Here is a 16,374-nt window from a genome sequence, read left to right as displayed (position 1 = left end):
GCGACGCGCGGAAAAAGGCTTGCGGACGGCAAAAGCACGCGCGTATCGTCCTCGACGAATCTGCTGCCGTCGTTTGGAGAGGCCGTTGCGTATCTGAGGTCTGAGACACCGTGTGCCCTGTCTGTGTGCCACGAGTGTGACCTCGGAAGCGAGTCGGCCGGCAGTCTTCGCGCCTCTCATCTCTTCTGAACCCCCGCCCCAAACGGATGCGTCCACGGCTCCGTTCGGGCCCGGTGTCTCCCGCGTTGTTCATCTCCCACCGCGATGCGACCTGGAGGCCCTGTGCCCACCTCATCCCACTCCCCCGCCCTCGTCTGTTCCCGGCTGACCTTCGCCTGGCCGGACGGCAGCACTCTGCTCGACGGCCTCGACCTGTCCGTCGGCCAGGGCCGCACCGGACTGATCGGCCTCAACGGGAGCGGCAAATCCACCCTGTTGCAGCTGTTCGCCGGCCGGCTGCGCCCCACAGCGGGCACCGTCAAGGCCACGGGCGAGATCGGCTACCTGCCGCAGAACCTCACCCACGACACCTCGCTGCGGGTCGACGAGGCGCTGGGCATCGCCCGCACCCGGGCCGCGCTGTACGCCATCGAGGCGGGCGACGTCAGCGAGGAGCACTTCGCCGCCGTCGGCGACAACTGGGACGTCGAGGAGCGCGCCCGCGCCACGCTCGACGGTCTCGGCCTCACCCATGTGGGGCTCGACCGCACCATCGGTGAGGTGTCCGGCGGCGAGTCGGTGCTGCTGCGGCTCGCTGCGCTGCTGCTGGCCGGACCCGACGTCCTGCTGCTGGACGAGCCCACCAACAACCTCGACCGGTCGGCCAGGCGACGGCTGTACGACGCGGTCGCCTCCTTCAACGGCGTCCTGGTCGTCGTCAGCCACGACCGCGAACTGCTCGCCCTTGTCGACCAGATCGCCGAGCTGCGCGGCGGCGAGGTCACCTGGTACGGCGGCAATCTGGACGCTTACGAGGAGGCGGTCGCCATCGAACAGCAGGCCGCCGAACGCATGGTGCGCACGGCCGAGACGGACGTCAGGCGCCAGCAGCGCGACCTGGCCGAGGCACGGATGAAACTGGCCCGGCGCGCCCAGTACGGCAGGAAGACCGCCGCTTCCAGAAGCGAACCGAAGATCGTGATGGGTGCGCGGAAGCGGCAGGCCCAGGAGACGGCGGGCAAGCACCGCATCCTGCACGAGCAGCGCCTGGAAGAGGCCAAGGAGCGGCTGCAGGAAGCCGCCGAGCGGGTACGGGAGGACGCCGAGATCCGCGTCCAACTCCCGTTCACCGCGGTGCCGCGCGGCCGGCAGGTGCTGGAACTCGACGAGGTGGTACTGCGGAACGGTGCTGACGCTTCGCTGCGGGTGCATGGGCCCGACCGCATCGCGCTGGTCGGCCCCAACGGCGCGGGCAAGACGACGCTGCTGCGCACCATCGCCGGCGAGTTGGCGCCTGCGGCGGGCGAGGTGCGGACCCATGTGCCGCTGCGGTATCTGCCCCAGCGGCTGGATGTGCTGGACGACGGACTGTCCGTCGTGGAGAACGTGGCCAAGTTGGCGCCCGAGGCGACGAATCAGCACATCCGGGCGCGGCTGGCGCGGTTCCTCTTCCGTGGCGAGCGTGCCGACCGGGTGGTCGGCACGCTCTCAGGGGGTGAGCGCTTTCGCGCGACGCTGGCGGCGGTGATGCTCGCCGAGCCGGGGCCGCAGTTGTTGTTGCTGGACGAGCCGACGAACAATCTCGACATCGCGAGCGTGCGGCAGTTGTGCGGGGCGCTCGGCGCGTACGAGGGGGCGTTGCTGGTGGCCAGCCACGATGTACCGTTCTTGAAAGAGCTGAACATCGATCGGTACCTGGCCCTCGCGGACGGCCACCTCCACGAAATGGCCCCCGAGTCCCTGTGACCCCCTTCTGGGTGCCCCGCTTGCGTCCCGGCTGCCGCCGAGGGGTCGTGTCGGGGGCGGAGCCCCCAACATGGGAGGGAGCCAGAGGGCCGGCCCTCAGCCGTTGGGGGCGGTCCCAGTGAGGCGGGCGTCGGCACGGGTGGGGGCGTACAACTCGTCGACCACCATCAACGCGGCGCCGATCAACCCCGCCCGCTCCCCCAACCGTGAGGTCACCACCTGCAAATGGGCGGTCGTACGAGGCATCGCCCGCTGGTACAGCAACTCCCGTACGCCGGTCAGAAACGGCGTACCGGCCAGATCCCCGGCGATCATCAGAACGCCGGGGTTGAGCAGGGTGACGACAGTGACCAGCACCTCGCCCACGCGGCGCCCCGCCTCGCGGGCCAGCCGCACCGCTTCGGGGCGCCCCGCGGCGAGCTGGTCCCGAACGTCGGAGCCGGAGGCGGCAGGCCCTCCCGCGGCGGACAGCTGTTCGGCCAGCGCTCGCCCGCTGGCCACCGCGGCGAGGCAGCCATGGTTACCGCACATGCACAGTGCCTCGGGGCAGTCGGCCAGCCGGATGTGTCCGATGTCGCCCGCGCCCCCGTCGATACCCCGGTAGGGACGGCCGTCCACGACGACGCCGGCCCCGATCCCGGTGGCGACCTTGACCAGGAGGAAGGCCGCACAGTCGGGGTAGCCGACGCGCTGTTCGGCGTAGGCCATCAGGTTGGCGTCGTTGTCGACGAACACGGGGAGGGCGGAGGAGACGGGGGAGGCCGAAGGGGGTGCGGCCCCCGTGACGTGCGCCGCGTAGGCGTCCCGCATACGGGCGCGCAGCGGGTGCCCGTCCCAGCCGGGCATGATCGGCGGCTGCACGACGGTCCCGGAGCCGACGTCGACGGGGCCGGGCACCGAGAGGCCGATGCCGCAGACGCGGGCGGGGTCGGTGCCGTGTTCCTTGAGGAGCTCGGCGAACCACTGCCCGAGCCGGTCGAGTACCTGTTCAGGTCCGTCGCCTATGAGCATCCGGCCCGACCGTTCGGCCAGCACGTTTCCGGCCAGGTCGAGCACGCCGGCTGTGGCGTGCCGGGTGCCGAGGTCGGCGGCGAGCACGACCGCGTGCCCGGCGTCGAACTCCAGCCGCGCCGAGGGGCGCCCGCCGGTGGAGCCCGGGGCCCCTGCGGCCTCGCCCTCGCGGAGCCAGCCCGCGGCGAAGAGCTGGTCGAGGCGGTGGCCGACGGTGGACCTGGACAGTCCGGTGACCCGTTGCAGGGCGCCCCGGGTGGTGGCCCGGCCGTCCCGGATGAGCTGCAGCAGGTGGCCCGCGCTCGACTGGTTGCCCGTGGTACCGGTCATGCTCTCCTCAGCTCTTGTCCGCGCCGCTGGTCGGCAGCGAAGAACAGCGGGACGACGGGATGGTCGGTGCCACCGATCCTGCCAGCTGCTGGTGGCCGAGCGAGACGGTCCTCTTCTCCGGCCGCGCTGCCAGGAAGAGGAGGCACTGTGAGAATTTCATCACGTTTGTTCGGTTCGGGCTCACCCCAGCTCTCTCTGCTGTGGAATTCGTCACATTATGCATGTGAGTTATGCATCTCCACGCCAGTTCTGTCTGTCCATAAGACGTAACCTCGATGTACCTTCGACGAAACCTCTGAAGCCAAGCCGCCCGGAGCCCTTGTGGAGCGAGTCACCCAACCGCACCGAGACCGCGACAGGCGCGGCGTGTTGGCGACGGCTCCCCAACAGCGGCTCTCCCCGGGCCGAAGCCGGCGGCCGAAGCACGGGGCGCTGCGCAGCGCCGCCTGCCAGGTGCTGCGCGGCAACTGGACCGGCACCTCGACCGTCCCGTCCCGCGAGCTGTACCCGCACCAGTGGAGCTGGGACTCGGCGTTCATCGCGATCGGGCTGCGCCACCTGTCCCCCGTACGGGCCCAGCAGGAGATCGAGACGCTGCTGGCGGCGCAGTGGGGCGACGGGCGGGTGCCGCACATCGTCTTCAACCGCGCGGTGCCGCTGAACGCGTACTTCCCCAGCCCCGACTTCTGGCGCTCCTCCACGGCCGGCGCCGGCACCGGAGCCCCTCGCGGGGTCGAGACGTCCGGCGTGGTGCAGCCGCCGGTACACGCGCTGGCCGCCTGGCTGGTGCACGGCGCCGACCCGCACACCTCGCACCGGCGCGGCTTCCTGGCCCGGGTGTATCCACGGCTGGTGGCCTGGCACCGCTATCTCGCCGACCACCGCGACCTGGGCGGGCACGGGCTGGCAGCCGTGGTGCACCCGTGGGAGCCGGGCATGGACAACAGCCCGTGCTGGGACGGGCCGCTGGAGCGGATCGAGCCCGCGGCGCCCGGTTCGTTCCACCGCGCCGACCTGGTGCACGGCGCCGCGGCCGACCGGCCGACCGATCTGGACTACCGTCGCTATGTGCGGCTGGCCGCCGAGTACCGCGACCACGGCTACCGCGACGCCGAGGCCCCGCACTCCTTCGCCGTCGAGGACCCCGGCTTCAACGCCCTGTTCCTCGCCTCCGAGTACGCGCTGGCCCGGATCGCGGAGGCATTGGACGGCGAGCCGGACCCGCACCGGCGACGGGCTGCCGCGCTGACCGAGGCGCTGGTGGAACGGCTGTGGTCCACCGAGGCCGGGCAGTTCCTCTGCCGCGACCTGCGTGCGGAGCCCGGCGCGAGGGCCGGTGGGGAGCGCGGGGCCGCGGCAGGCGCGGAGGCCCGCGCCGCCGGAGCGGGTGACGGGCACGGCGGACGGCTGGTGGCCGAGCGCAGCGCCGCCGGCCTGCTGCCCCTGCTGGCGCCCGAGCTGCCCCGGTCCGTGGTGGAGACGCTGCTGCGTACGGTCGCGGGTGACCACTACGGCCTCGGAACCGCGGTGCGGTTGCTACCCAGTTACGACCTGCGCGGCACCGGGTTCGACCGGCACCGCTACTGGCGGGGCCCCGCCTGGTTCAACGTCAACTGGCTGCTGGAGCGCGGCCTCAGGCAGCACGGCGCCCACGCGCCGGCCGATGTGCTGCGCGCCGAGGTGCTGCACGCGGCCGCTGCCAGCCGGTTCGCCGAGTATCTCGACCCGTACACCGGGCAGGGCCGTGGCGCCGTCGACTTCGGCTGGACGGCCGCCCTCGCCCTGGACCTGCTCGTCCAGGAGACGGCGGCCGACCGCGCCACCTTCCCGGCGCCCGGCCGCGCCTCCGTCCCGGCGCCCGCCGACGTGCCCGCCTGCGAGTACGCGCCCGCCTCCGCGAACGGGCCCGGATACGTGGCGTCCTGACGGAGCGCATACGCGCCCTCGGCACGTAGTGTCGCGGCATGGGTGAGGTGACACATGGGTGAGGCGAGGCGCCGGGAAGGCGCTGAGGTGGTCGTCCTCGGTGGCGGGGTGATCGGGCTGACGACGGCCGTGGTCCTGGCGGAGCGCGGGACGGACGTACGGATCTGGAGTCCTGACCCCGCCGGTGCGACGACCTCGGCGGTCGCGGGCGGACTGATCTGGCCGTACCGCATCGAGCCCGAGAAGCAGGCCCTCGACTGGGCGGTCCGCTCCTTCCGGCACTTCTCCTGGCTCGCCGAGCAGCCGTCGGCCACGGGTGTGCGGCTGGTGCGCGGGCGGATGCCGGGCAGCACGCCGCCCCCGGAGTGGAGCGCGCTGACCGGGTCCCCTCCCCGCGCCCCCCTTGTCGACATGCCGAGTTATCTCCGTTATCTGGCCGACCGGTTCGAGGCCGCGGGCGGGCGCTGGGAACAGCGTGCGGCCGACTCCCTCACCGAGGCGGCGGCAGCGGCACCGGCCGTGGTGAACTGCACCGGCCTCGGCGCCCGCGAACTGGTGCCCGACCCGACGGTGCGGCCCGTACGCGGCCAGCTCGTCGTCGTCGAGAACCCCGGCGTCGAGGAGTGGTACGTAGCCGCGAGCGACAGCGCAGCGGAGACGACGTACATCCTTCCGCAGCCCTACGGACTGGTCCTCGGCGGTACGGCGGAGGACGGCGCGGAGGAGCGCGAGCCCGACAGCGCGACCGCCGCTGCGATCCTGCGGCGGTGCGCCGCCGTCCACCCCGGGCTGGCCACCGCCACGGTCCTCCAGCACCGGGTGGGGTTGCGGCCGTTCCGTCCCAGCGTCCAGCTGGAGGCGGAGCGGGTGCCCGACGGGCGGGGCGGTACCTCGCTGTGCGTACACAACTACGGCCACGGCGGCGCGGGCGTCACCGTCTCCTGGGGCTGCGCGGTGGACGCGGCGCGGCTCGTGGGCCCACCGTGAGCGGGCGTACCGGCGTGGGCAGGCTGTCGTTTCAGGGGGGCGGGGCTGTATCGATGAGCGGCTCCACCGCGTGGGCGCGCCCAGCCACGACTCAACCGGCGGCCCGCAACGCACCCTCAGCGGCAGCCCCGCTCAGCTAGTCAGCAGAATCCGCACCACACACCTGCACCGGCTTCCCCTCCGTCAGCCCGAACTTCGCCCGCCCGTCCAGCAGCAACGGCACCAGTGCCCGCTGCGACTGCCGCAGCGGTACGAACGCGCCGCCACCGTGCCGCTGCTCGGCCCGCACACCGTGCAGCCCCAGCGTGGAGCCGACCTCGCGCCACTGCGCGGCGGTCAACCCGTACCCGCAGGGAGGATCGGCCAGCACCTGGTCCTCCGCGGGCTCCTCATTGTCCGCGCCACCCAGATGGACGGGCCCGCGGTCGGCCGACCCCTCCGCGCGGGCCCGTTCGGTGGCCGCCTCGATCCGGCCGCGACGGCGCTCCGCGAAGTCGAACACACCCTTGAGCGCCGCCAGATGGGACCGGACGCGGCGCCGCTTGTTGACGGAGTCGTCCGACTTCTCCTCGTCGCTGAGGGGATCGGTGCGGGTCTCGGCCAGCAGTCCGACGGAGTGTTTGACACCCACGGTGTTGCGGAGGATGCGCTCCTGCCCGTCCCCGGCGACCTGTTTGACGGGCTCGCCGGTCTCCGGGTCGGTCCAGATGCCGTAGATGCCGGTGCTGTAGCCCGCGTCCTCGGCCGCGGGGCGTACATGTCGCTCGGACAGCACCGTGGCCTCCCGGTGCACGGGGCGCGCGGTATTGAGGTTGCGGGGCCACAGGGAGAGCAGGTCCTTGACGTAGTACGGCGCGTGGGCGCCGTACTCGTGCAGGTCGTGGACGGTGTCGGGGCGCCGGTCGCGGAGGACTGCCGCCAGGGCGCGGGCCTCGGCCGTCCGGAGGGCGAGGTGGTCGCGGTTGATGTCGGTGCCGCTGGAGTTGCCACGGGTGTCCGCCGCCCGGCCGTCGGGGTTGGCGGTGGGGACGACCAGCAGCGTCGTACGGCTGAGGAAGCGCCGGGTGGCGTGGTCCTTGGCGAACGCCAGGTCCCGGATCGTCGTCAGACACGCCTCGCGGCCCGCGGGTTCGTCACCGTGCTGTGAGCAGACCAGCAGCACGGAGTTGCCGCGCCGCACCTGCTCAGGGCTCGGCGGTGCGGGGGCGCCGATGCTGACGAGCTGTAGGGGGCGCCCCTGGGCGGTGCGGCCGATGGTCTCCATGGTGACGCGGCCACTGGCGCTGTCCACAGCGCGCAGAAACCTTTGCTCCTCGGACTGTGTCGTCCAGCGCTCACCGTGCGAGCGTTCGAAACCGGTGCGCGGGACCGAGGCGGCCGGGTCCTGGGCCGCGGCGCCTGGGGTGGCCCGTGCGGAGGTGGTGGCGAGCAGCGGGACGAGCAGCGCCGCCGCGGTCATGGCTGCGGTCTTCCACCGGGAGCGGACGAGCCGCGGGCTTATCCCCATATGAGGGACGGTAACCCTATGTACCCCTGTGCAGAAGGGGGCGTATGTCGACCGTATGAAGGCCGAATGACGATGGTTGCTGTGGACATGCCGTGTGACGCATGAGTACATACGCTTCGACGAAGTGACTCCTGTCGCAGGAAGAGTTGGAGGACTCGTGCGTCACAGACTGATCGTCCCGGGTGCCATAGCCGCGGCCTCGCTGCTGCTCGCGGTCCCGGCCTCGGCGGCCGAGCCGACCCCGGGAGCCCCGGGCGTGGGCGACCCCTACTACCCGGACTACGGGAACGGCGGCTACGACGTCTCCCACTACGACCTTCGGCTCACCTACCAGCCGAAGACGGACAAGCTGTCGGGCACCGCCACCCTGCTGGCCACCGCCGAGCAGGACCTCTCCCGCTTCAACCTGGACTTCGCGCTGGACGTCAGCGAGGTGCGGGTGAACGGCAAGAAGGCCCGTTTCAAGACCTCCGGCGCGCACGAACTGGAGGTGACACCGGCCGAGCCGCTCGCCGAAGGCCGACAGGCCACGGTCGTCGTGCGCTACCACGGCGTGCCCTCCAAGGTGAAGGTGAACGACTACACCTCCTGGCACCGCACCGAGGACGGCGGGGTGGCCGCCAACGAGCCCGAAGCCGCCTGGTGGTGGTTCCCCAGCAACGACCACCCCACCGACAAGGCCAGTTACGACATCAGCGTCGCCGTCCCCGACGGCACCCAGGCCATCAGCAACGGCACCCTCCAGTCGCAGCGCTCGCGGGCCGGCTGGACCCGCTACAACTGGCGGTCCCGCGCCCCGCAGGCCACCTATCTGGCCACCCTGGCCGTCGGCAGGTTCGACATCACGACGGCGAAGACCGACTCGGGCCTGCCCGTCATCAACGCCTACAGCAAGGACCTGGGCGAGCACGAGGGCGCGGCACGGGCCAGCGTCGAGCGCACCGCCGAGATCACCGACTGGCTGGAGGGCTACTTCGGCCGGTACCCCTTCGAGGCGCTCGGCGGCTACGTCCCCAACACGGACACCACCTACGCGCTGGAGACCCAGACCCGGCCCTTCTACAGCCCCGACGACTTCGCCGACGGCTCCAACACCTCAGTCGTCGTCCACGAGATGGCCCACCAGTGGTACGGGGACAGCGTCTCGGTCAAGGGCTGGAAGGACATCTGGATCAACGAGGGCTTCGCGCGGTACGCGCAGTGGCTCTGGTCCGAGGACCAGGGCGAGGGCACCGCGCAGGAGCTGGCCGACTACGCCTACGCCTCGCACCCGGCCGGCGACCCGTTCTGGAAGGTGAAGCCGGGCGACCCGGGGCCGGAGAACCAGTTCCACCGCGCGGTCTACGACCGTGGCGCCATGGCGCTTCAGGCCCTGCGCAACGAGATCGGCGACAAGGACTTCTTCGCCGTGCTGAAGGGCTGGCCGCAGAAGTACAAGGGCGGCAACGCGGAGGTGCGGGACTTCGTCGCGTACGCGGAGAAGGTGTCCGGCGAGCCGCTCGCCGAGCTCTTCGACACCTGGCTGTACCAGCCGTCGAAGCCCGCCGCCGGGGCGGACGCGGGAGCGGCGTCGTTCGCCGTCAAGGGCACACCGGAGCAGCCCCGTTCCTGGAAGCAGATCCACACCGCCGACCACCCTCGCCACTGAGCTCGGCGCACGACCCGTTGGGGTCGGCGCACGACCCGTGCGGGAGCGCCTGTCATCGCGGGCGCCCCGCGCGGGGCCGGCGCGCGGGGTCGGCGGCACCTTGCGCGGGTCGGCGGCGCGCCTCGCGGGCCCTGCGGGCGTAGGGCAAGTAGCGGAAGCGCTCGGGGAGGAGGGGCAGCGTATGGGCGAGGACGCGGCCGAGGCGGCGCAGCCGCCGTTCCTGACGGGGCGTCCACGGCAGCCGCAGGGCCTCACGGGCTTCGGGTGGCATCAGTCCGATGGTCATGAACCGCCGGAACCGGGCGAATCCGGGAAGCAGGAGCGGCCAGACCGCAGCGAGCGCCCGCCGCACGGCACGCGGCCCGTACGGCGGTGGCGGGATGTCGGTGTTCAGCGCCGTGAGTTCCCCGACGACCTTGGTGGGCTCGATCTCCTCGGCCAGCATCCGGCGCCAGTAGGGCCAGAACTCCTCCGTGGAGGACGGCATGTCCCGGTCGGCGATGCCCAGCACGCGGCCGACCTGAAGCCATTCGGCGTACAGTTGCCGCTCCTCGGCGTCGGTGTAGGGGCGGCGGCCGAGGTAGCGCTGGGCGTGCCGGTAGGTGGGGAAGCCGGTGGCGTGCACCCACGCGTAGTAGGCGGGGGTGAGCGCGTGGTAGCGGCGCCCATGGGCGTCGACTCCCTGGATGTGCTTGTGCAGTGCACGCAGTCTGCGCCCCTCGGCGAGGGCGTCTTCGCCGCCGTAGACCCAGGTCAGAAAGCTGTTCATGGAGCGTTCGCCGCGGCCCCACGGGTCGGTGCGGAAGACCGAGTGCTCGCCCACTCCGGCCCCGACGGCGGGGTGGGCGACCTGCAAGGTGAGCGCGGCGGGAAGGATGAGCAGCTGCCGCACTTCCCCGACGACGTCCCACAGGATGCCGTCCGGGGGCGGAGGCTGCGGCTCGGTGCGCGCCGGGTCTCGTCGTTCGCTTGCCTGCACTCTTCTCATGATGCCTCCGGGGCGCCCATGATGCCTGTGGTACCCGGTTCCGGCGCGGCGCGTGAGGCCGGTGTGACGGAAGGCGAGTGGGTGTGTGAACCGGAACACCCCTCTGGCACTTAGTGATCACTAACTGGCCTATATTGGTGCGACGTTGATCGGAGGGCTGCGGCTCAGCCTTCGCCTCTGCCCGGCTCCGTCCCCTAGGACCTGATTGATGACCTCCCCCGAGATATCACCGCCACCGGCCGCAGGCGCGGGCCAACCGGCTCTCGGCGCCGCGCAGCCGGCCACGGGCACCACTCAGCCGGTCACGGGCGCGGACCGGCCGGCCACCGCCGGTACCGGAACCGCCACCGGCACGGGGTCCGCCACCAGCGCCGGAGCCACCACAGGCACCGGGACCGCCACAGGTACGGCGCTGGCGCTGCTGGTCTCCGTCGTGGTCGCGGGTCTCGCGTGTGTGATCGCCGTGTACCTCAGCGACTCCTCCGCGCGCGCCGAGGTCGCCTGGGGCGCCGGTGCGGCCGGAGTGGTGCTGTGCGTCGCGGTCACCGTGGCGGCGCATGCCCGGCTCACCAGCCGCTCGCTGCGGGCCGCGCTGGCGGCGGCCCACGCGCGGGGAGCCGAACGGGAGGCCGCCGACGACCACTTCGCCGACGCGATCGTCCCCGCCGTCGTGGACCGGCTGCGGAGCGGCGGCTCGGCCGAGACCGCGCTGGCCGACGCTCCCCCTGTGACCTCCGAGACCCAGCGCCGCGTACTGGTCACCCTGGCGCGCGAGGTCCACAAGGGCGAGAACATGCGCGCCGCCGCGATGTCGGCCTGCGCCAACGCGGCCGGACGGGTGCAGGCGCTGGCCACCAGCATGGCTGCCGACCTGCGCGAGATGGAGCACCGGCACGCCGACGAGGACGTACTGGCCGACCTGCTGCAGTTGGACCACCGGAACGCGCAGATGGGCCGGATCGCGGACTCCATCGCCGTACTCACCGGCGCGCGCTCGGGCCGCCGCTGGGCCAAGCCGATCGTGATGGAGTCCATCCTGCGCGGCGCCATGGGCCGGATCAGCGGCTACCAGCGGGTACGGCTGCACTCGACGAGCGAGGTCGCCGTCGCAGGGCACGCGGCCGAGGGCGTGATGCACCTGCTGGCCGAGGTGATGGACAACGCCGCGAACTTCTCCCCGCCCACCTCCGAGGTGCACGTCTACGTCGAGGAGGTGGCCGCCGGTGCGGTCATCACCGTCGAGGACGGCGGCCTGGTGATGGGAGAGGTCGCGCTGCGCCGCGCCCAGCAGGCCGTCACCGGGGAGCACGGCGACCTGGCCACGCTGTCGGGCACCCGGCTCGGTCTCGCCGTGGTGGGACGGCTGGCCCGCAAACACGGCCTGTCCGTCTCCTTCCGGCCCTCCGCGCACGGCGGGACGGGAGTGCTCGTCCGCATCCCGCGCGAGCTGATCACCGAGCCGCGCCGCGAGGAGCGCATTCCCTCGGCTCCCCCGGTGGCCCAGCCCGCGCAGGCGCCCCGCGCCGTGCCCCGGAGCGCCGAGCCCGGGCCCCTGGCGGCCGACCGGTCCGGCGCGACCGCCGAGCAGGCCGGGGCCGCCCCCGAATCCTCCGTCGCAGCTGCCGGCCCTCTTCGTCCGGCCCCCGGCCACGCCCGGCAGCCGGAGCCGGCCGACACAGCGCAGCAGGGCGCCCAGGGCCACGACCAGCGGGAGAGCGGCGCCTATGCGACCGCTGCGCCGCCACCCCAGGAGTACGGCGAGAGCGGGCTGCCCAAACGGCGGCGGGGGCAGACCCTCGCCGCCGTCGCCCGGGCCTCGGCCGCCTCGTCCCGGACGGAGCGCACCGGCTCCGAGCGCGGGACCGCACCGGACGCCGGAGAAGGGGCCGCGGCCGACCCGGCAGCCTCCGGCAGGAAGCGCCCCTCCGGTGCGCGGTTCGGCGACTTCCGCCGGGCTGTACAGGGCGCCGGCGACTCGGAAGAAACCGGCCGGAACCCGCTGCCTTCCGCCTCCTCCCCCACCCGCTCCTCTTCCCTCTCGGAGGACGACACCGAATGATCACTGACAGCAAGCTCGACTGGTTGCTGGAAAGCCTCCTGGAGCGCACGCCGGGCGCCCGGCACGCTCTCGTGCTCTCCCGGGACGGCCTCAAACTGTGCCGTACCCCGGAGCTCTCCATCGACCAGGCCGACCAGCTCGCGGCCATCTCGGCCGGTATCCAGAGCCTGTCGCACGGGGCTTCCGTGGAGTTCGGCAACGGCAACGGCGGTGTCCGCCAGGCGATGGCGGAGTTCTACGGCGGCATCCTGTTCGTCGTGGAGGCGGGCGACGGCGCACATCTGGCCGTCGTCGCCGAGGAGGACTCCGACGTGGGCCTCATCGGCCACAACATGAACGAGCTGATCGAACAGCTCAGCGAGTACCTCAGCGCACCGCCGCGCCAGTCCGCCACGGGCGACGGCCGCGGCGGCCCGGCAGACGGAGGCGGAGCAGTATGACCCGGCCGGGCCGGGACGAGGACCCGGACCGGCTGTACACCGTGACCGGTGGGCGCAGCCGTTCCACGGTCGGAGCCGAGACCTTCGACCTGGTGACGCTCGTGGTCAGCGAGAGCGCCCCGGTCCGCGGCATGCAGTCGGAGCACGCCGCGATCCTCCGTATCTGCCGCTTTCCCACCGCGGTGGTGGAACTCGCCGCCGATCTGGGCCTGCCGGTGAGCGTCGTCCGCATCCTGCTGGGCGACCTGCTCGCCCAGGGGAAGATCACCGCCCGTCACCCGCGGCGGGCCCAGACCGCTGACGCACTGCCCGATCCCGACATCCTGAAGCAGGTGCTCGTTGGACTCCGCAACATCTGAATGGAATTCGGTGGCGACTGCAGGCGCCGAGGCCCGTCCGCCACTGCTCAGCACGGCGGCACAGGGGCTGAAGATCGTGGTCGTCGGCGGCTTCGGCGTCGGCAAGACGACCATGGTGCGGGCCGTCAGCGACATCCGTCCGCTGAACACCGAGGAGACGATGACCCGCGCCGGTGAGGGCGTCGACGACCTCTCGGCCGTGCAGGGCAAGACGACCACCACCATCGCCTTCGACTTCGGCCGGATCAGCCTGAACGACGAGACGGTGCTGTACCTGTTCGGCGCGCCGGGCCAGGAGCGGTTCTGGTTCCTGTGGGACCGGCTCTTCTCCGGCACCCTGGGCGCCGTCGTCCTGGTGGACACCCGGCGGCTGGAGGACTCCTGGTACGCCATCGACCGGCTGGAGGCGCACGGTACGCCGTTCATCGTCGCGAGCAACGACTTCGGCGGCCCGCGACACACGGCTGAACAGGTGCGCGAGGCGCTCGATCTGCCCGCTGAGATCCCGCTCGTCGAGTGCGACGCGCGCTCCCGCGAGTCCAGCAAGGACGTACTGCTGGCCCTCGTCCACCACCTGTACGCCCTGTCCACCGCGCGTTCCGCTTCCGAGGACCCCCTGTGACACCCCCGCAGCAGCGCAGCGTCACCCAGGCACCGCCGCCCGGCTGCCCCGCGCACCAGGGCGGCGACGCCGTTCCCCTGATGGGGCCGCGCTTCCAGAACGACGACCGGGTCCGGCTGTACCGGGAGATGTACGAGCAGCACGGCCCGATCGCCCCGGTCGTGCTGCCCGGTGACGTACCCTGCTGGCTGGTGCTCGGCTACCGGGAGCTGCACCGGATCACCTCCGACTCGGCGCTCTTCAGCCGCGACTCGGGGCTGTGGAACCAGTGGCCGAACATCCCGGCCGACTGGCCGCTGCTGCCGATGGTCGGCAAGCAGCCGTCGATCCTCTACACGGTCGGCGAGCGGCACCACCGGCGCTCGGCGCTGGTCAGTGACGCGCTCGCCGCCGTCGACCCGTTCGAACTGCGCGACCGCTCCGAGCGGTTCGCCGACCAGCTGATCGACCGGCTGTGCGGGCGGGGTTCGGCCGACCTGATCGCCGACTACGCCAAGGAACTGCCCGCGCTGGTACTCGCACAGCTCTACGGCTTCTCCGACCAGGCGGGCGCCGAACTGGTGCCCGGCATCAATGCGCTGGTCGACGGCGGCCCCGACGCGCTGCGGGGCCGCGACCGGGTCCAGGCCGCGATGAGCGGCCTGCTCACCTCCCGGCGCGAAGCCCCGGCAGCCGGGGTGGCATCGCGGATGCTGCACCACGACTATTCCTCGGACTTCTCCTTCCAGGAGATCCTCGAGGACATGATGGTCAACTTCGTCGCGGGCCACCAGCCGACCGCCGACTGGATCGGCAACTCGCTGCGGCTGATGCTCACCGACGACCGCTTCGCCGCCTCCCTCTCCGGAGGCCGGCACAGCGTCGCCGAGGCCATGAACGAGGTGCTGTGGGAGGACACCCCCAGCCAGAACATCGCGGGCCGCTGGGCGACCCGCGACACCCAGCTCGCCGGGCGGCACATCGCCGCGGGCGACCTGCTGATGCTCAGCTTCGCCGCCGCCAACGCCGATCCCCAGGTGCGCCCCGACCGCACGTCCTTCACCGGCGGCAACAGCGCCTTCCTCTCCTTCGGGCACGGCGACCACCGCTGCCCCTACCCCGCGCAGGACATCGCCGAGGGCATCGCGCGCACCGGGATCGAGGTGCTGCTGGACCGGCTGCCCGACGTCGAGCTGGCGGTCAGCGCGCACGCCCTGGTCTGGCGCTCTTCGCCGTTCCTGCGCGGGCTGGCCTCGCTTCCCGTCCGCTTCACCCCGACCCCCACGAGCGCCGCAGGAGTCTACAGATGACGTCGTGTCCCGTCACCGGAACCGGCCCGGACGGCGGGGACGCCGCGGACGAGGTGATCGTGCTCGACCCGCTGGTACGCGATCTGGCGGGCGAGGGCGCACGGCTGCGCGCCGCGGGACCGCTCGCGTCCGTCGAACTGCCGGGCGGGGTACGGGTATGGGCGGTCACCCACCACGCGGAGGCCCGCAAGCTACTGACCGACAGCAGGCTCGTGAAGAACATCGACCACTGGGCCGCCTACCAGCGCGGGGAGATCGCGCAGACCTGGCCGCTGATCGGGCTCGCAGACCCGGGCCCCAGCATGCTCACCTTCGACGGCCCCGAACACCGCAGGCTGCGCACCCTGACCGCGCAGGCCCTCACCCCGCGCCGGGTGGCGGCGATGCGGCCCCGCATCGAGGAGATCACCCACCAACTGCTGGACGGCCTGGCGGAGTCGGCGGACGCGGCGGGCCGCGTCGATCTGAAGGCCGCCTACGCCTACCCGCTGCCGATGGCCGTCATCGGCGAGCTGCTGGGCATCGACACCGGCCAGATCCCGCGGCTGCGCACGCTCTACGACGGCTTCTTCTCCAGCGTCACCCCGCCCGAGGAGGTGCAGGGCATCATCGCGGAGCTGGGGTCGCTGTTCACCGCCGTGGTCGCCCAGAAGAAGCAGGCCCCCGGCGACGACCTGACCAGCGCGCTGCTGGCGGCCGCCGAGGAGGGCGACTCGCTCAGCGACGAGGAGATCGTCGCCACCGTCCAGGTGCTGATCACCGCTGGGCACGAGACGACGATCAGCCTGATCGTCAGCGCGGTGCGGGCGCTGCTCACCCATCCCGACCAGCTCGCCCTGGTCCGCTCCGGCGAGGTGAGCTGGGAGGCGGCCATCGAGGAGACGCTGCGCTGGGACGCGCCCACCACGCATGTGCTGATCCGCTTCGCGACGGAGGATGTGGAGGTCGGCGGCACCGTGATGAAGCAGGGCGACGCGGTGATCATCGCCTATGGCGCGATCGGACGGGACGAGCGGCACCACGGCGCCGACGCCGAGCGCTTCGATGTGACCCGCGAGCCCACGCGGCATCTGTCCTTCGGCCACGGCCCCCATGTGTGCCCCGGCGCTCCGCTGTCCCGCCTGGAGGCGCTGGTCGCGCTCCCGGCACTGTTCGACCGCTTCCCGGGTCTTGACCTCGCGGCGGACCCGGCTGACCTCCGCAACAAGCCCGCCATCACCCAGAACGAGCTCTACGAGCTTCCGGTGCGGCTGCGGTAGCGACTCGGTTGAGGGCGTGCCCCGCCGGGAGCAAGGCAACCCCC

General features: G+C 72.3%; 14 protein-coding genes. 10 read left to right on the top strand and 4 right to left on the bottom strand.

Annotated elements, in window-relative coordinates:
• Positions 1-264 precede the first annotated feature (264 nt).
• Positions 265-1,905, top strand: coding sequence for an ABC-F family ATP-binding cassette domain-containing protein (locus tag JW592_RS25155; RefSeq protein WP_209267503.1), 1,641 nt, complete (start codon positions 265-267; stop codon positions 1,903-1,905).
• 96 nt (positions 1,906-2,001) lie between these two features.
• Here the strand turns inward: JW592_RS25155 and JW592_RS25150 are convergent, their stop codons facing one another.
• Entirely contained in the window at positions 2,002-3,246 is a 1,245-nt protein-coding gene (locus tag JW592_RS25150) for an ROK family transcriptional regulator (protein ID WP_209267502.1), read from the bottom strand.
• A 7-nt stretch (positions 3,247-3,253) separates the two neighbouring features.
• Complete coding sequence (locus JW592_RS25145; RefSeq protein ID WP_209267501.1) at positions 3,254-3,406, bottom strand: hypothetical protein; 153 nt, start codon at positions 3,404-3,406, stop codon at positions 3,254-3,256.
• Between the two features lie 209 nt (positions 3,407-3,615).
• Here JW592_RS25145 and JW592_RS25140 point away from each other — a divergent pair, with 209 nt between their 5' ends.
• Entirely contained in the window at positions 3,616-5,172 is a 1,557-nt protein-coding gene (locus JW592_RS25140) for an MGH1-like glycoside hydrolase domain-containing protein (RefSeq protein WP_229376789.1), read from the top strand.
• Between the two features lie 54 nt (positions 5,173-5,226).
• A complete protein-coding gene (locus JW592_RS25135) occupies positions 5,227-6,159 on the top strand; it encodes an FAD-dependent oxidoreductase (protein ID WP_209267500.1) in 933 nt (310 codons plus the stop codon).
• 136 nt (positions 6,160-6,295) lie between these two features.
• On the opposite strand, the gene JW592_RS25130 is transcribed toward JW592_RS25135, so the two are convergent.
• Positions 6,296-7,666 carry a M14 family metallopeptidase gene (locus JW592_RS25130; protein WP_229376788.1) on the bottom strand — a complete coding sequence of 457 codons (1,371 nt, stop codon included), beginning with the start codon at positions 7,664-7,666 and terminating at the stop codon, positions 6,296-6,298.
• A gap of 157 nt (positions 7,667-7,823) precedes the next feature.
• Between JW592_RS25130 and JW592_RS25125 the strand changes: the two genes are divergently transcribed.
• Positions 7,824-9,314, top strand: coding sequence for a M1 family metallopeptidase (locus JW592_RS25125; RefSeq protein ID WP_209267499.1), 1,491 nt, complete (start codon positions 7,824-7,826; stop codon positions 9,312-9,314).
• Between the two features lie 52 nt (positions 9,315-9,366).
• Here the strand turns inward: JW592_RS25125 and JW592_RS25120 are convergent, their stop codons facing one another.
• Positions 9,367-10,302, bottom strand: a complete 936-nt coding sequence (locus JW592_RS25120; RefSeq protein WP_209267498.1) for an oxygenase MpaB family protein — start codon at positions 10,300-10,302, stop codon at positions 9,367-9,369.
• Positions 10,303-10,510: 208 nt separating this feature from the next.
• On the opposite strand from JW592_RS25120, the gene JW592_RS25115 reads away from it, so the two are divergent.
• Genes JW592_RS25115 through JW592_RS25090 form a run of 6 tightly spaced genes read left to right on the top strand, consistent with a single transcriptional unit; the run spans position 10,511 to position 16,330 of the window.
• The gene (locus JW592_RS25115) at positions 10,511-12,361 is read left to right on the top strand and encodes a sensor histidine kinase (protein WP_209267497.1); all 1,851 of its coding nucleotides are present in this window, start codon (positions 10,511-10,513) and stop codon (positions 12,359-12,361) included.
• Positions 12,358-12,801, top strand: a complete 444-nt coding sequence (locus JW592_RS25110) for a roadblock/LC7 domain-containing protein (protein WP_209267496.1) — start codon at positions 12,358-12,360, stop codon at positions 12,799-12,801. The genes JW592_RS25115 and JW592_RS25110 overlap by 4 nt, the downstream gene beginning before the upstream one ends.
• Positions 12,798-13,160: a DUF742 domain-containing protein gene (locus tag JW592_RS25105; protein WP_209267495.1), complete on the top strand. Its 363-nt coding sequence runs from the start codon at positions 12,798-12,800 to the stop codon at positions 13,158-13,160. The genes JW592_RS25110 and JW592_RS25105 overlap by 4 nt, the downstream gene beginning before the upstream one ends.
• A complete protein-coding gene (locus JW592_RS25100; protein WP_372446568.1) occupies positions 13,141-13,782 on the top strand; it encodes a GTP-binding protein in 642 nt (213 codons plus the stop codon). Before JW592_RS25105 ends, JW592_RS25100 begins: the two co-directional genes overlap by 20 nt.
• Positions 13,779-15,071, top strand: a complete 1,293-nt coding sequence (locus JW592_RS25095) for a cytochrome P450 (protein ID WP_372446567.1) — start codon at positions 13,779-13,781, stop codon at positions 15,069-15,071. The genes JW592_RS25100 and JW592_RS25095 overlap by 4 nt, the downstream gene beginning before the upstream one ends.
• On the top strand, positions 15,068-16,330 hold the full coding sequence (locus JW592_RS25090) for a cytochrome P450 family protein (RefSeq protein WP_209267493.1): 1,263 nt from the start codon (positions 15,068-15,070) through the stop codon (positions 16,328-16,330). The genes JW592_RS25095 and JW592_RS25090 overlap by 4 nt, the downstream gene beginning before the upstream one ends.
• Positions 16,331-16,374 lie beyond the last annotated feature (44 nt).

Origin of the sequence: Streptomyces spirodelae (assembly GCF_017676385.1) — a bacterium.
GTDB classification, from domain to species: Bacteria; Actinomycetota; Actinomycetes; order Streptomycetales; family Streptomycetaceae; genus Streptomyces; species Streptomyces spirodelae.
Note: the sequence above shows the minus strand (reverse complement) of the source record. Positions and strands in the feature narration are given on the sequence as shown.

Bases quoted from the DNA above. Each gene is read 5' to 3' on its own strand.
- JW592_RS25130 (WP_229376788.1), bottom strand. From the start codon at position 7,666: ATGGGGATAAGCCCGCGGCTCGTCCGCTCCCGGTGGAAGACCGCAGCC.
- JW592_RS25105 (WP_209267495.1), top strand. From the start codon at position 12,798: ATGACCCGGCCGGGCCGGGACGAGGACCCGGACCGGCTGTACACCGTG.
- JW592_RS25150 (WP_209267502.1), bottom strand. From the start codon at position 3,246: ATGACCGGTACCACGGGCAACCAGTCGAGCGCGGGCCACCTGCTGCAG.
- JW592_RS25090 (WP_209267493.1), top strand. From the start codon at position 15,068: ATGACGTCGTGTCCCGTCACCGGAACCGGCCCGGACGGCGGGGACGCC.
- JW592_RS25135 (WP_209267500.1), top strand. From the start codon at position 5,227: ATGGGTGAGGCGAGGCGCCGGGAAGGCGCTGAGGTGGTCGTCCTCGGT.
- JW592_RS25120 (WP_209267498.1), bottom strand. From the start codon at position 10,302: ATGAGAAGAGTGCAGGCAAGCGAACGACGAGACCCGGCGCGCACCGAG.
- JW592_RS25115 (WP_209267497.1), top strand. From the start codon at position 10,511: ATGACCTCCCCCGAGATATCACCGCCACCGGCCGCAGGCGCGGGCCAA.
- JW592_RS25110 (WP_209267496.1), top strand. From the start codon at position 12,358: ATGATCACTGACAGCAAGCTCGACTGGTTGCTGGAAAGCCTCCTGGAG.
- JW592_RS25155 (WP_209267503.1), top strand. From the start codon at position 265: ATGCGACCTGGAGGCCCTGTGCCCACCTCATCCCACTCCCCCGCCCTC.
- JW592_RS25145 (WP_209267501.1), bottom strand. From the start codon at position 3,406: ATGAAATTCTCACAGTGCCTCCTCTTCCTGGCAGCGCGGCCGGAGAAG.